The 15,135-nt window shown below is 56.0% G+C and carries 12 protein-coding genes; 5 read left to right on the top strand and 7 right to left on the bottom strand.

Annotated features, from left to right (window positions below; genetic code table 11):
- The first annotated feature begins 323 nt into the window (after positions 1 to 323).
- The 3 genes from pntA to ACOTYH_RS00450 all read left to right on the top strand — a co-directional run bounded on the left by pntA (position 324) and on the right by ACOTYH_RS00450 (position 4,469).
- Positions 324 to 1,853 (top strand): Re/Si-specific NAD(P)(+) transhydrogenase subunit alpha, encoded by a 1,530-nt coding sequence (gene pntA / locus ACOTYH_RS00460; RefSeq protein ID WP_017384575.1) that lies wholly within the window; start codon positions 324 to 326, stop codon positions 1,851 to 1,853.
- Between the two features lie 10 nt (positions 1,854 to 1,863).
- Complete coding sequence (pntB, locus tag ACOTYH_RS00455) at positions 1,864 to 3,252, top strand: Re/Si-specific NAD(P)(+) transhydrogenase subunit beta (RefSeq protein ID WP_003857541.1); 1,389 nt, start codon at positions 1,864 to 1,866, stop codon at positions 3,250 to 3,252.
- 107 nt (positions 3,253 to 3,359) lie between these two features.
- Complete coding sequence (locus ACOTYH_RS00450; RefSeq protein WP_017694101.1) at positions 3,360 to 4,469, top strand: mechanosensitive ion channel family protein; 1,110 nt, start codon at positions 3,360 to 3,362, stop codon at positions 4,467 to 4,469.
- 40 nt (positions 4,470 to 4,509) lie between these two features.
- Here the strand turns inward: ACOTYH_RS00450 and uspE are convergent, their stop codons facing one another.
- From uspE to ACOTYH_RS00420, 6 genes are all read right to left on the bottom strand, one after another.
- Positions 4,510 to 5,460, bottom strand: a complete 951-nt coding sequence (uspE, locus tag ACOTYH_RS00445; protein ID WP_006808916.1) for a universal stress protein UspE — start codon at positions 5,458 to 5,460, stop codon at positions 4,510 to 4,512.
- Positions 5,461 to 5,597: 137 nt separating this feature from the next.
- Positions 5,598 to 6,350, bottom strand: coding sequence for a fumarate/nitrate reduction transcriptional regulator Fnr (gene fnr / locus ACOTYH_RS00440; RefSeq protein WP_000611906.1), 753 nt, complete (start codon positions 6,348 to 6,350; stop codon positions 5,598 to 5,600).
- Between the two features lie 183 nt (positions 6,351 to 6,533).
- On the bottom strand, positions 6,534 to 7,049 hold the full coding sequence (ogt, locus tag ACOTYH_RS00435; protein ID WP_015570643.1) for a methylated-DNA--[protein]-cysteine S-methyltransferase: 516 nt from the start codon (positions 7,047 to 7,049) through the stop codon (positions 6,534 to 6,536).
- 9 nt (positions 7,050 to 7,058) lie between these two features.
- Entirely contained in the window at positions 7,059 to 8,585 is a 1,527-nt protein-coding gene (gene abgT, locus ACOTYH_RS00430; RefSeq protein WP_017694100.1) for a p-aminobenzoyl-glutamate transporter, read from the bottom strand.
- A 53-nt stretch (positions 8,586 to 8,638) separates the two neighbouring features.
- Positions 8,639 to 10,084 (bottom strand): M20 family metallopeptidase, encoded by a 1,446-nt coding sequence (locus ACOTYH_RS00425; protein WP_421637481.1) that lies wholly within the window; start codon positions 10,082 to 10,084, stop codon positions 8,639 to 8,641.
- Positions 10,084 to 11,394 carry a M20 family metallo-hydrolase gene (locus ACOTYH_RS00420; RefSeq protein ID WP_032671083.1) on the bottom strand — a complete coding sequence of 437 codons (1,311 nt, stop codon included), beginning with the start codon at positions 11,392 to 11,394 and terminating at the stop codon, positions 10,084 to 10,086. The genes ACOTYH_RS00425 and ACOTYH_RS00420 overlap by 1 nt, the downstream gene beginning before the upstream one ends.
- 174 nt (positions 11,395 to 11,568) lie before the next feature.
- Here ACOTYH_RS00420 and ACOTYH_RS00415 point away from each other — a divergent pair, with 174 nt between their 5' ends.
- Both ACOTYH_RS00415 and smrA read left to right on the top strand, forming a co-directional pair.
- Entirely contained in the window at positions 11,569 to 12,474 is a 906-nt protein-coding gene (locus ACOTYH_RS00415) for a LysR family transcriptional regulator (RefSeq protein WP_032648168.1), read from the top strand.
- 350 nt (positions 12,475 to 12,824) lie between these two features.
- Positions 12,825 to 13,388, top strand: a complete 564-nt coding sequence (gene smrA, locus ACOTYH_RS00410; protein ID WP_015570640.1) for a DNA endonuclease SmrA — start codon at positions 12,825 to 12,827, stop codon at positions 13,386 to 13,388.
- A gap of 32 nt (positions 13,389 to 13,420) precedes the next feature.
- On the opposite strand, the gene tcp is transcribed toward smrA, so the two are convergent.
- Entirely contained in the window at positions 13,421 to 15,082 is a 1,662-nt protein-coding gene (gene tcp / locus ACOTYH_RS00405; protein WP_049012582.1) for a methyl-accepting chemotaxis citrate transducer, read from the bottom strand.
- Between the last annotated feature and the right edge of the window lie 53 nt (positions 15,083 to 15,135).

The raw sequence follows: 15,135 nt of genomic DNA, 5'->3' as shown, positions 1-15,135 counted from the left end.
ATTTAATGTTAATGAGTTGTTCTTTTATGGCGCTATATCATGTTTTTACCGCTTCGCTTGCGCGATTTATCGGTCCTGAAGGCGAATTTAAGGTAAATATCTCTGTCAGTGACCCCGATCGCTTATTTTTCACAGATAAAGTAAGAAATAGTGTTTTCTGGCGGTAGATCACGGGCGCTATTTTCAGTAGGTTATAGAAAGTTTGTTACTGTTTTATTTTCCGGGGTTAATCATTCTCCGTCGTTATCTCGATGGTGAAAATTGATACAAACCGTGGGCAATTATCGACAAACCATCATCAAAAACCGATGGAAGGGAAAACTATGCGTATTGGGGTACCAAAAGAACGGTTAGCCAATGAAACCCGCGTAGCGGCAACACCAAAAACGGTGGAGCAACTGCTTAAACTGGGTTTTACCGTCGCGATTGAAAGCGGCGCGGGCAAACTGGCGAGTTTCGATGACGAGGCCTTTACTCAGGCTGGCGCGGACGTAGTGGACGGTGCTGAGGTCTGGCAATCACCCATCATTCTGAAGGTCAACGCACCGGAAGAGAGTGAAATTGAACTGCTGAACGCGGGCACTACGCTTGTGAGCTTTGTCTGGCCAGCCCAAAACCCGGAGCTGATGGAGAAGCTGGCAGCACGTGGTGTCACCGTGATGGCGATGGACTCCGTGCCGCGTATTTCGCGCGCGCAGTCTCTGGATGCGCTGAGCTCCATGGCGAACATTGCCGGCTATCGCGCCATTGTCGAAGCTGCGCATGAGTTTGGTCGCTTCTTTACCGGTCAGATTACGGCGGCAGGTAAAGTACCACCCGCGAAGGTGATGGTGATTGGTGCCGGTGTGGCAGGTCTTGCCGCTATCGGGGCCGCAAACAGCCTGGGCGCTATTGTTCGCGCGTTTGATACCCGGCCGGAAGTGAAGGAGCAGGTGCAGAGTATGGGCGCCGAATTCCTTGAGCTGGACTTCAAGGAAGAAGCGGGCAGCGGTGATGGTTACGCGAAGGTCATGTCTGAAGCCTTTATTAAGGCGGAAATGGCGCTCTTTGCGGCGCAGGCAAAAGAGGTGGACATCATTGTCACCACCGCGCTTATTCCGGGTAAACCGGCGCCGAAGCTGATCACCCGTGAGATGGTGGATTCCATGCAGCCGGGCAGCGTTATTGTCGATCTGGCGGCGCAAAACGGCGGTAACTGTGAGTATACCGTGCCAAACCAGGTCACGACGACCGCGAACGGCGTGAAGGTGATCGGTTATACCGACCTGCCAGGGCGTCTGCCAACCCAGTCCTCTCAGCTGTACGGCACGAACCTCGTTAACCTGCTGAAGCTGCTCTGCAAAGAGAAAGACGGCAACATTACCGTTGATTTTGATGATGTGGTGGTGCGTGGCGTTACCGTGGTGCGTGAAGGGGAAATCACCTGGCCTGCACCGCCGATTCAGGTTTCCGCTCAACCTCAGGCTGCGCCGAAAGCGGCGCCAGAGCCCGCGGAGCCAGCAAAACCTGCGTCGCCGTGGCGCAAATACGCCATCATGGCGCTGGTTATTATCCTGTTTGGCTGGCTGGCGGATGTCGCGCCAAAAGAGTTCCTTGGCCACTTCACCGTCTTCGCGCTCTCCTGCGTGGTGGGTTACTACGTCGTGTGGAACGTCTCCCATGCGCTGCATACCCCGCTGATGTCGGTCACCAATGCCATCTCCGGGATTATCGTGGTCGGGGCATTGCTGCAAATTGGTCATGGCGGCTGGATCAGCTTCCTGAGCTTCATTGCGGTGCTGATCGCCAGTATCAATATTTTCGGTGGTTTCACCGTGACTCAGCGCATGCTGAAAATGTTTCGTAAAGGCTAAGGGGTAGCATATGTCTGGAGGATTAGTTACAGCCGCATACATTGTTGCTGCAATCCTGTTTATTTTCAGTCTGGCGGGGCTTTCCAAACACGAAACGTCTCAGCAGGGAAATAACTTTGGTATCGCCGGGATGGCGATTGCGCTGATTGCCACCATCTTTGGGCCGGACACCGGCAACGTGGCGTGGATCCTGGTGGCGATGATCATCGGCGGCGCGATTGGTATTCGTCTGGCGAAACGCGTTGAAATGACCGAGATGCCGGAGCTGGTTGCCATTCTGCACAGCTTCGTGGGTCTGGCGGCGGTGCTGGTGGGCTTCAACAGCTACCTGTACCACGAACCGGGCCTGGAGCCGATTCTGGTGAACATCCACCTGACCGAAGTGTTCCTCGGCATCTTCATCGGTGCGGTGACCTTCACCGGGTCGATTGTGGCGTTCGGCAAGCTGCGCGGGAAGATCTCTTCCAAACCGCTGATGCTGCCTAACCGCCACAAGCTGAACCTGGCGGCGCTGGTCGTTTCCTTTGTGCTGCTGGTGGTCTTCGTGCGTACCGAAAGCGTAGGCTTGCAGGTGCTGGCGTTACTGGTGATGACCATCATCGCGCTGGCTTTCGGCTGGCATCTGGTGGCGTCTATCGGCGGAGCAGATATGCCGGTGGTGGTTTCCATGCTGAACTCCTACTCCGGTTGGGCGGCGGCGGCGGCAGGCTTTATGCTGAGCAACGACCTGCTGATTGTCACCGGTGCGCTGGTCGGTTCTTCCGGTGCGATCCTGTCTTACATCATGTGTAAGGCGATGAACCGTTCGTTTATCAGCGTCATCGCGGGTGGCTTCGGTTCTGACGGCTCATCAACCGGTTCTGATGAGGAAGTGGGTGAACACCGTGAAATCAGCGCGGAAGACACCGCAGAGATGCTGAAAAACTCGCATTCCGTCATCATCACCCCAGGCTATGGCATGGCGGTGGCGCAGGCGCAGTACCCGGTGGCGGAAATCACCGAGAAACTCCGCGCGCGCGGCATCAAGGTTCGCTTTGGTATTCACCCGGTGGCGGGGCGTCTGCCAGGCCACATGAACGTGCTGCTGGCGGAAGCGAAGGTGCCTTACGACATTGTGCTGGAAATGGACGAGATCAACGATGATTTCGCCGACACCGACACCGTGTTGGTGATTGGCGCCAACGACACCGTTAACCCGGCGGCGCAGGACGACCCGCGTAGTCCGATTGCGGGTATGCCTGTTCTCGAAGTGTGGAAGGCGCAGAACGTCATTGTCTTCAAACGCTCTATGAACACCGGCTATGCTGGCGTGCAGAACCCGCTGTTCTTTAAAGATAACACCCACATGCTGTTTGGCGACGCCAAGGCCAGCGTGGATGCGATCCTGAAAGCGCTGTAATTGCGCTTCATCCTGACAAACCGCCCCCTGGGGCGGTTTTCTTATTTCTGCGGCCAGCTTTTCTCCTCTGTCTATACTTTACCCTTTGTGTAATACGAGGAGGTGTAATGCGATTTTTGTCCCGCTTCGACATCATCGAGCTGATGATGACGCCATCTTTCTGGATCGGCGTCGCCACGGTGGTTTTTGTGACTCTGCTGGTGTACTGGCTGCTGACGCGTCTGATCGCCTTCGTTAAGAAAGGGATCACTACCTGGGGCGACAAGCACCCCACCACCAACCGGATGCGTTTTATCCTGACGGATATGCTTAACCGCACCAGCCGCTTCCTGCTTTTTGTCGTGGCGCTGTTATTCAGCCTGCGTTTCGTCGACTTACCGGATCATCTCTTTGGTACCGTGAGCCACGCCTGGTTCCTGGTCTTCGCTATCCAGGTGGCGCTGTGGATGGATCAGGGGGTGGTGTCGTGGCTTCGTCACGTCATGCTGGCGCCGGGAAGCCATAAAAACCCGGTGACGCTGGTGATCACGGGGCTTATCCTCCGTGCCATAGTCTGGTCAGTGATGCTGCTGTCTATTCTTGCTAACGCGGGCGTCAACATCACTGCTCTGGTTGCCAGCCTTGGGGTAGGGGGTATTGCAATCGCCCTCGCGGTGCAAACGATCCTGAGCGACGTGTTTGCATCGCTTTCCATCGGTTTTGATAAGCCGTTCGAAATTGGCGATTTTGTGGTGTTTAACGATGTCGCCGGGACGGTAGAGCACATTGGCCTGAAAACCACCCGTATCCGCAGCCTGAGCGGGGAGCAGATTGTCTGCGGGAACGCCATTCTGCTGCAACAGACGCTGCATAACTACAAACGGATGCAAACGCGCCGGATCGTCTTTACCTTCGGGGTTGCCAGCGACACGGCGCCGGACAAACTGCGTTCAGTGGGTGATATGGTCAAACAGATCATTACCGACGTCGGGGAAACGAAGTTTGACCGCGCCCATTTCCTGGGCTTCGATCGCGATCGCCTGACCTTCGAGGTGGTCCATATCGTTAATACGGCGGACTACAACAAGTACATGGATATTCAGCAGGAGATCAATATCCGTATTCTGGAGGGGCTGAACCAGCAGGAGATCAAGCTGGCGCTGCCGAGCATGGTTCTGCACGCGCCCTGGATGAATGCCGGCGACGAGGCACCGACGCAGCGGTTGAGCGAAGCGTAATAAAAAAGCCCGCCGTTACCGGCGGGCTTTCATTTTGGGGTCAATCGTCTTCCTCATCGTCCAGTTCAACCGGCGTTTGATACTGATCCGGTTTGATGACCAGAAGGTCGCAGCGCAGGTGGTCAATCACCTGCTCGGCGGTATTTCCCAGGAACGCGGCAGAGATACCGGTCCGGCCAATGGTGCCCAGCACCACAATCCCGGCCTGCAAATGCTCCGCCAGATCCGGAATAACCTCTTCCGGTAACCCTTTTTCTACGTGCGTCATATTCTCATCGATACTGAATTTCTGGCGCAGCGCTTTCATGGCCAGCAGATGCTGACCGCGAATCGCGTCGTTATACACGCTCGGGTCAAATTCAGGCAACTCGATGGCGATATTGATTGGCGTAACCGGATAGGCACCCACCAGATGGACTTCGGTGTGGTTAACCTGGTCGGCAAGCTGGATGGTTTCCTTCACCAGCTTCTCGTTCAGCGAATTGTGATAATCCTCTTCGCTGGCCAGATTCACCGCCACGACGGCTTTCCCGCCCTCAGGCCATGGCTGATCTTTCACCATCCATACCGGGCAAGGGCATTTGCGCAGCAGGTGCCAGTCGGTTGGAGTGAAAATCACGGATTCCAGTTTGTCATGCTGGTGCGCCATTTTCAGCAGCAGGTCATGCCCACCGGCCACCACTTCCTGAATAATGGCTTCGAAAGGTCGGTTGTGCCAGACCACTTTGATATCAATCGGTACGCCCGCTTCCAGGTAATATTTCGCCTGCTCGCGGATCCACGCGGTACGCTGGCTGATCACTCCCTGACGCATAGCGGTGCGCTCGTCAGGCGACAGAAGGGTGGTCATCTCGTATGAGAAGTCATAAATCGGCAAAAAGGCTTTAATTTTGCCACCAATCCGTTGATGTAAATACACAGCACGTCGTAATGCCGGCTGATCGTCCTGATTAGGATCGATAGCCACCAGCATGTTTTGATACTTTGCCATACAGGTCTCCTTACTACTGTCACCACAGTCTGTAAGTAAAAGAGTAACCTATATATCTTGAATGAAACAGGGGGGAAGTTTTTGCCAGATCAATAATCATGAAAATTTATCGACCTGGCATAAGATATCCGGGAGAGTTATGCCACGTTACGTGAGTGACCCGCCAGAATGGCCAGCGCTTCACCGTTTTCGATGGTGATGTACTTACCTTTAACCGCCAGCATTCCGCTTTTCTGGAAGCGACCCAGCAGACGGCTGATGGTTTCCACGGTCAGGCCCAGATAGTTGCCAATATCGCCGCGCGTCATGGTCAGACGGAATTCACGCGGGGAGAAGCCACGCTCCGCGAAACGGCGGGAGAGGTTATAGATAAAGGCGGCCAGACGCTCTTCGGCATTCTTTTTGGAAAGCAGCAGGATCATATCCTGATCGCCTTTAATCTCACCGCTCATCAGACGCATCATCTGCTGACGCAGGTTCGGCATCTTACCGGACAGATCGTCCAGCGTCTCAAACGGAATTTCGCAGACCATAGAGGTTTCCAGCGCCTGAGCAAAGCTCGGGTGATGGCCACTGCCGATGGCGTCAAAGCCGACTAAATCGCCTGCCAGATGGAAGCCGGTGATCTGCTCGTCGCCCTGTTCGGTAATGGTGTAGCTTTTGATAGTGCCAGAACGGATAGCATAGAGCGATTTCAGTTCGTCTCCCGCCTTAAACAGCGTCTGCCCTTTCTGAATAGGCTTTTTGCGCTCGATGATATTGTCAAGCTGATCGAGTTCGTGCTCATTCAGAGTAAACGGGATACAGAGCTGGCTGATGCTGCAATCCTGGCAATGGATAGCACAACCGCCAGACTGAATGCGTCGTATAATTCGCTTTTCCGGGATCATAGGTTTGCTCAAGCCTTAATTGATATTGGTCAATTTTAACATCTTTTTGGTAAGGACGTAAGTCTGGCAAACCCCCAATAAAGACAAGAGACGGCAGCGTGTTGCCATCTCCTTGAAATTCCACAGAATGATTAAGGATTATGAACCTAACAGGAAGAAAATTAAGCACAAAAAGCCTGGGAATTACAGCAGAAAATACCCTTCGTGACGCAGCAGCCACTCTTTGCGCTGTACGCCCCCGGCATAGCCGGTGAGGGTGCCGTTGCGCCCGATCACGCGATGGCAAGGCACCACAATGCTGACGGGGTTAGAGCCATTTGCCGCACCGACCGCGCGCGCCGCGCCGGCACGGCCAAGCTGTTCTGCCAACTGACCGTAGTGCATCACCTGCCCGCAGGGAATATTACGCAGCGCCTGCCACACCTCGCGCTGGAAAGGGGTGCCCGCCGTGGCGGTTGGCAGGGTATTAATAATGCTGAGATCGCCCTCGAAGTAGGCCGTCAGTTTATCGCTCAGCCCGCCAGGATTACGGGCAGTAATACGCTCGTAACCCTCGGCGCGATAATGGATGTTGAGCAGCTCAACCATCCGGTCGCTGTGCTCTTCCCATTCAACCGCGCGCAGATTGAACGCTTCATCCGCGATAACCCACAGCGGCCCCAGCGGCGTCGCAATCTTATCTTCGAGTAATCTCAGCATCAGTACTCCTTAGTTCAGCCTCGGGTAAACACCCGGTCCAATCGGCAGGCCGACAAGATACCACGCCACCAGCATCACCAGCCATACCCCTAAGAAGATAAGCGGATAGGGCAGAACCAGCGAATAATAGGTACCCAGCTTAGCCTCCGGTCTGTAGCGTTGCAGGAAGCCTAAAAACAGCGGAACGAAGGGTGACACGGGCGCCAGCGGGATCACCGAGGAATCGGCGACACGGAACAGGATCTGGGCGAACGCAGGATGGAAGCCGAGCATCATAAACATGGGGACAAAGATGGGCGCCAGAATCGACCAGATGGCCGACCCGCTGGCAATAAACATGCACAGCAGGGACGACAGCAGCGCCAGGCCGACAAACGCCGGAACACCGCTCAACCCCGCCGCCTCCAGCGCGTCCGTCAGGCTCACGGCCATAAACTTGCCCATGTTGCTCCAGTTAAACATGGCGACAAACTGCGCCAGCGGGAACACCATCACGATAAAACCCGCCATCTCCTTCATCGGCTCGATCATCAGGTGCGGCAGATCTCCCTGACGGCGGATTTTGCCGGTGGCGATGCCGAACGCGAGCGAAACGACGAAGAAGAAGAGAATTATCAGCGGCACAATGCCCTGAATAAACGGCGAGGGCAGTACGGTGTGTTTGATCGGATCGCGCAGCACGCCATTTTCCGGCACCACCATCAGCGCCACCACCGCAATGAACGCCAGCGAGACGATCCCGGCTACGCGCAGGCCGAACTGCTGCTCTTTGCTCAGCGTCTCCAGCTTTTCATCGCTCCGGCCTTCCCATTTACCCAGGCGCGGCTCAATGATCTTATCGGTAATCAGCCCCCCGACAATCGTCAGGACAATCACCGAACTGGCCATAAAGTACCAGTTGTCGATCACGCTGACGTGCATAGTCGCATCGATGGTGCTGGCTGCCTCCGTACTGATGCCGGAGAGCAGCACATCGGTGGTCACGATAAGCAGGTTAGCGGTAAACCCACAGCCGACGCCCGCAATCGCCGACAGCAGGCCCGCAACAGGATGACGGCCAACGGCGAGGAAAATCAGCGCCCCCATCGGCGGCATGATCACCAGCGCCGCGTCGGACGAGATATGGCTGAAGAAGGCAATAAACAGCACCATATAGCTGGCATAACGCGCGCTGACGTGCGAGGCCATTTTCACCATCAGCGCGGGCAGCAGACCCACGCGTTCGGCCAGTCCCGCGCCTAACACCAGCGCCAGGATGGCGCCCAGCGGCGCAAAACCGCTGAAGTTTTTAATCACGTTCGGCAAAAACCAGTGCAACCCTTCAACGCTGAGCAGGTTTTTCACTGCCACCATGCTGCCGTCGGCCGGGCTGCGCACGCTCACATCAAAGGCGGACAGCACGGCCGTCGCGACCATCAGGATGACAATTAAATAGATAAAAAGCAGGAAAGGGTGCGGCACTTTATTGCCGATCCTTTCAACCCAGCCATAGAGCTTACCGGATGGGGAATGCGAAGGTATGGAAGACATACTCATGGGCGTTCCTCGGGACTGTTGTTGTGTTGTTGTGTTGTTGTGTTGTGTTTTTTTTATTTTAAAGGTGACGGTGTCACGCCCTGCGGGATCGGACACTCGTACGGTTTTTCTGTTATGTGTTGTTCGAACTCTTCCCGGCATTTTCGCAACAGGTCGGCATCCTGAAGCAGATGCAGCGCGGTCGCGCCCATCACTTTTCCGGCCAGCAACATGCCTTTATGGGCAATTGAGGTACGCCCCTGCGCCACTAGTTGCCAGGTATGCAGTGGGGTGCCGACGGTAAAACAGGGGCTAAAGCACTGTGCAACAGGCATCTTCCAGCTGGCATCCCCCACATCGGTGGAGCCTGCCAGCACGTTATCGGTGATGGCGTAAGGGGCAACTTCATCCACCAGCAGCGTCTCCTGATGGCGTCGGGCAAACGCTTTTCCCTCTTCGGCTCCCGTTGCGGCAATGTTTTTCAGGCTGTTTTGCAGGTCGTTTGCCGTGAGCGTGGCGCGGATTTCACGGGCAAATTCGCGTTCCTCTTCCGTCCAGGCCGGCGTGCCATAATGCTGCAATGCGCGGTACATCGCCGCTTCGAGCGTACGGTTCGGCAGATAGCTGGAGCAGGCTTTATCAAAGCGGCACTCGACGGTGGTTTCGGTCATCATCGCCGCACCCTGGGCGATTTTCTCGATGCGCGCGTAGATCTGCTGCGCATCGGCCATCTCCGGGGCGCGGATCAGGTACAGCACCTCGGCCTGGGCCTGTACCACGTTGGGCGAAATCCCGCCGGTATCGGTGATGGCGTAATGAACGCGCGCTTTTTCAATGATGTGTTCGTTGAGGAAGTTTGTACCGGTGGTCATCAGCGTCACGGCATCCAGCGCGCTGCGCCCCAGATGTGGGGAGTTTGCGGCATGAGCGGCGATCCCCTTAAACCGCCAGGCGGCCTGAATATTGGCCAGCGTGCTGACGTTAAACATCCCGGCAAAGGCCTCCGGGTGCCATGTCACGGCAGCGTCCACGTCGTCAAACAGCCCTTCACGTACCATAAAGGTTTTACCGGAGCCGCCTTCCTCGCCGGGGCAGCCGTAAAATCGTACCGTTCCGCTGCCGCCGTGTTGTTCCAGCCAGCTTTTCACCGCCACCGCCCCGGCGAAGGCAGCAGTGCCTAACAGGTTATGCCCGCAGCCGTGGCCGTTCTCCCCCGGGGTGGCGGATTGCGCCGTCGCGCAGTGCGCCTGCTGGCTTAGCCCGGCCAGGGCATCGTATTCGCCCAGAAGGGCGATAACGGGCTTGCCGCTGCCGTAGCTGGCAATAAAGGCATTGGGAATGCCTCCGGCTTCCCGCGCCAGGGCAAAGCCCTCGGCTTCCAGCGCACTGGCGAGCCGTTCGGCGGACCAGAACTCTTCGAAGCGCGTTTCGGGATGATCCCAGATGTCGTCGGCAATATCGGTAAACGTCTGACATCGCGTGTCGATGGCATCGGCGATAAAAGCGTAGTTCTCCTGCATTACACACCTCGCGTCCACGGGAAATTAAGCGCAGTTCGCGCCAGCGTTTCGATGGCAACGTTCATCACCTGCTCATCAAAATCGAATTTTTCGTTATGATGTCCGGCGCTCAGCTCGGTGCCGAAGACCATATACGACGCCATGCCGCCGTTCTGCTGAACGCGGGCCATCATCAGCGTGGCGTCTTCGGAGCCCGCAGGCGCTGTCACCTTATCAATTGCGTGCTCAATTCCGGAAACCTGGCTCGCCTGTTCGCGCAGATAAGCAACCCAGGCCGGCGTCGGCGCGCTGAAGGTGGCGGCACCCATCAGGCGTATTTCGGCGCTTACGCCGTAGAGCGCGGCCGCGCCGGTGATAACCGCCTGCGCGCGTTCAAAGACATACTGATTAATGGCTTCGGTTTCGCCGCGGGTTTCAACCTTGATCAGGGCATTGGCGGGCACCACGTTGCGTCCGCTACCTGCCTGCATCACCCCGACGTTGACGCGGGAGGCGCCTTCGCTGTGTGGCGCAATGCTGTGCAGGGCAAGTGCGGCCTGCGCGGCGGCGAGCAGAGCGTTACGTCCGTCCTCCGGCTTACCGCCCGCGTGTGCCGCAACGCCGGTAAAGTTCACGTCGAACTTGGTGGTGGCCATAAAGCTATCGCTGCCGCAGATCGCCGTTCCGGCAGGCACGCCGGTACCAATATGAATGGCGGTAAAATAATCCACGCCGTCCAGCGCCCCGGCGGCAACCATGGCGCGCGCGCCGCGGGTGCCTTCTTCGGCAGGCTGGAAAATTAGCTTGATGGTGCCGTTGAGCTGCGCTTCATTCTGCTTAAGCACCTGCGCCAGCCCCAGACCAATGGTGGTGTGGCCGTCGTGCGCGCAAGCATGCATCATTCCCGCATTGCAGGAGGCAAAACCGTCGCGGAAGGGGCGATGACTTTCGTCAAGCGCTTCGCTTAAATCAAGTGCATCCATGTCTACCCGAAACGCCAGCGTCGGGCCCGGACGTCCGGTATTCAGGGTCGCCACAATGCCGGTAAATCCGCCCTCAAACGGCGCCAGCCATTTCTCCGGCGCACCCTGCGCCCGGGCGCGGGCAAACTCTCGCGAAAGGGTGGCATCATCGGGCAGTCCCATACGGCTTTCGGCATCGACCACGTCGCGACCCATCGCCAGTTCGTAGCCCAGCGAGTCGAGGATTTCCGCGACTTTCGCAGCTGTTCGAAACTCTACCCAGCCGGATTCCGCAAAATGGTGAAAATCGCGACGCCATGCGATCAACTGGGGGGATAATGTCTGGATGTACTGTGCCAGTGTGTCCATATCTGCTCCTGTCATCATAAAAAATGTGAACTGCTTCACGTTGTGATAGTTTTTACTTATCACTAACCGTTTTTTCACAGTTTTAACCGTTCAGAAATTACCCTCGCATATCCCTTTCCATTAAAGTAGATGACAGTTTCTTTACTCTGATAAACAACGGTTATCGGTTGAGCTATGTCATTCCAGATTAAATTTCATCAAATCCGGGCGTTTGTTGAAGTGGCGCGTCAGGGCAGCATTCGCGGTGCCAGCAGGACGTTAAATCTTTCCCAGCCGGCGCTGACCAAATCCATTAAAGAGCTGGAGGAGGGTATGGCGGCCCAGCTGTTTGTGCGCCGGAGTAAAGGCGTCGCGCTGACCGAGTGCGGGGAAGGGTTTTATCACCGCGCTAATTTGATTCTGGAAGAGCTGCGTGCAGCGCAGGATGACATCCGCCAGCGACAGGGCGAGCTTGCCGGGCAGATCAATATTGGGATGGGGGCCAGTATTTCACGCAGCCTGATGCCGGCCGTCATTACGCGTTTTCATGCGCAGCATCCTCAGGTCAACGTCCGGATTATGGAAGGCCAGCTGGTGTCGATGATTAATGAATTACGTCAGGGTGAGCTGGACTTTACCATCAATACCTATTATCAGGGGCCGTACGATCACGAATTTACGTTTGAAAAGCTGTTCGAAAAGCCTTTTGCTGTATTTTGTCGGGCAGGGCATCCGGCGACAGGGGCGACCTCAATTAATGAGCTTTTGCAATATAACTGGACGATGCCTACGCCCCGGGGAAGTTATTATAAGCAGTTGCAGGATACTTTTAGCCATCGATCTCAAATACCGCGAATTGGCGTTGTCTGTGAGACCTTTTCCTCCTGTATTAGCCTCGTCGCACAAAGCGATTTCATCAGCATTTTACCGCAGGAGCTGGGCTGCGATCCGCTTCTGGCGCACCGTCTGATAATGCTGCCGGTTGTCGAAACTCTGCCTAAAGCAGCATATTATTTAATTCAGCGTCGTGATTCTCGCCAGACACCGCTTGCCGAATCATTAATCACGCAGTTTCGAAGGGAAGCCAGGAAATTAATTTAATAAAAATAACAACAATAAAAAAATAGAGTCTGCCCGACATCAGACAGACTCCACAGTACACACAGTCGTGCGTCCTTTCGCGGATCCTACATGCATTATCCATTGGGCAGGTTTATTAAGTTATAACAGCTTTTTCTTAAAAGAGAAGGACGTTGAGTGATTGATTTCACGATTTTTTAACGTAAATTATTTAATTAATTACGGCTGAAATTTAAGTTAAGGTTAGATTAAATTTATTGCGTCTGCGATTATCTGTTCCTTAAGCCATTATTTGAACCCGTGCCTGGATGATTGAGACCCGCAACGGGCGCAGGTATAGTACATCACTCAGATGTAGCCGGAGGATTTCCATGAACCCTGACGACAAATCACTTTTTCTTGACGCCATGGAGGATGTCCAGCCGCTCAAACGCTGCGCGGATATTCACTGGCAGCAGAGCCGCAACACGCGGGCGCGTCAGGAAATAGATACTGAGCAGCTCGATAACTTTCTGACCCTGGGGTTTCTGGAACTGTTGCCCCTTGCCGAGCCGCTCATGTACCAGCGCGAAGGGGTACAGCAGGGGGTATTTGATAAGCTGCGTTCCGGCAAATATTCCCGTCAGGCCAGCTTAACGCTGTTACGCCAGCCTGCGGAGCAATGCCGCCAGCTGGTCTATTCCTTTATTCGCCAGGCCGGACGTGACGGGCTACGCAACCTGATCATCGTGCATGGTAAAGGGCGTGAACAGCAGTCGCATCCTAACGTGGTGCGCAGCTATCTTGCGCGCTGGCTGACCGAGTTCGACGAAGTACAGGCCTTTTGCGAAGCGCAGCCGCATCACGGCGGCAGCGGAGCATGCTATGTCTCGTTGCGTAAGTCAGAGGATGCGAAGCGAGATAACTGGGAGCGCCACGCCAAGCGCAGCCGCTAATCAGGAAGGCGGGCGAGATGCCCGCCTGTCACTCAGAAGGTTTCCCAGTTCGCGTCAGCTGTATTCGCGCCTGCCGCTGACGGGCGCAGCAGTACGGGCGGTTTCACGTTTTTAGGGCGAGCCGCCAGCGATGCCTGAGCGTTCAGCCGGAATGCCGCCACGGCCTGACGCAGCTGTTCAGACTGATCTTCCAGCGCTGCCGCCGCCGTTGCCGACTCCTGTACCAGCGCGGCGTTTTGCTGTGTGACGCTGTCCATCTGCGAGACCGCCAGGCTGACCTGCTCTATACCGCGGCTCTGCTCGTCAGACGCCGAGGAAATCTCAGCCATAATATCGGTTACGCGCGTCACGGCCGCGACGATCTCTTTCATGGTCGCACCCGCCTCGCTCACCTGTTCCGAGCCGGTATTCACCCGGCTGACAGAGTTCTCGATAAGCCCTTTGATCTCTTTTGCCGCCTGCGCGCTGCGGCTGGCCAGCGTCCGTACTTCACCTGCCACGACCGCAAAGCCGCGACCTTGTTCCCCGGCACGGGCGGCTTCAACCGCCGCGTTGAGCGCCAGAATGTTGGTCTGGAAGGCAATGCTATCGATAACGCCGGTGATATGCGCAATTTGCTGAGAACTGTCGGCAATGTCATTCATGGTACGCACCACGTTATCCACCACCTGACCGCCGCGAGCGGCGGTTTCAGACGCATTCTTCGCCAGCAGCGTCGCCTGACGGGCGTTATCCGAGTTCTGTTTCACCGTGGCAGTCAGCTCTTCCATACTGGCGGCGGTCTCTTCCAGCGAGGCTGCCTGCTGCTCGGTTCGCGCGGAAAGGTCGTTACTCCCGGCGGCAATTTCTCCTGCGCCCGTGTAGATAGAATCTGTGCTGCCGCGCACGGCGCTGACGGTGCTCACCAGCGACTGCTGCATCTCGTGCAGACCAGCAGCCAGCTGGCCCATCTCATTGCGCCCGGTAATCGCGACATTTTGCGTCAGATCGCCGCTCGCGATGGTGCGAATATGGTTCATGATGGCGTTGAGCGGTTTCAGGAGCAGGTGCTGTAAACCCTGCCAGATCACCACCAGCACGGCGATCACAGTCAGGAAGATCGCCGCCAGCGTCCACTGCATCTGGGTAAAGCTGCTCTGATTCTCTTCGGCGGCGGCTTTCAGCAGCACGTTGTTTTCAGCGCGCCAGCGGGTATAGACCGCCTCCATCTCATCCTGCGCCTGCTGGGCGTCCAGGTCGCCATAGGCCTGATAGTTATCGGCGCGCAGATACTCAATGGACAAGCGCATCACCTCGTGCATTTGCTTCCAGGCTTTCTGCATCTCTTCGGTGAGCGCGGCATTCTGGCCCTTCACCTGCGAAATCGCCTGCCAGTTTTTGTAATAGTCTTCGGCTTTGGTCAGCGAACCGTTCGCGGTGCCCAACAGCGTGTTGATTGCTGCGAGAGAGGCCGGATCGCGCTGGTTTTTCAGGTAGCGGATCGCCACGCGGGTGACGGTAACGCGCGTTTTCACCAGCGTGTTCACGCTGTCGCTCAGGCTCTCCTGTTGGGCATTGAGTAACCCGGAGTTCTGAAAGTTGTGACGATCGTTGTTAACGGCAGAGTAGAACAACCCTCCCGTGACAACTTGCAGCAGACAGAATATGGTGAGGGCAAAGATAATACCGGTAATCACGTGCAGATTTTTCAGCATGGCGGTCATCCGTAAGAGAAGAGGCAGGGTTACATCAATACTATCGTCGTAGC

The organism is Enterobacter cloacae complex sp. SHL001 (genome assembly GCF_049236825.1).
In the GTDB taxonomy this organism is placed as follows: domain Bacteria; phylum Pseudomonadota; class Gammaproteobacteria; order Enterobacterales; family Enterobacteriaceae; genus Enterobacter; species Enterobacter hormaechei_C.
This window is presented reverse-complemented; position numbering and strand designations above follow the sequence as displayed.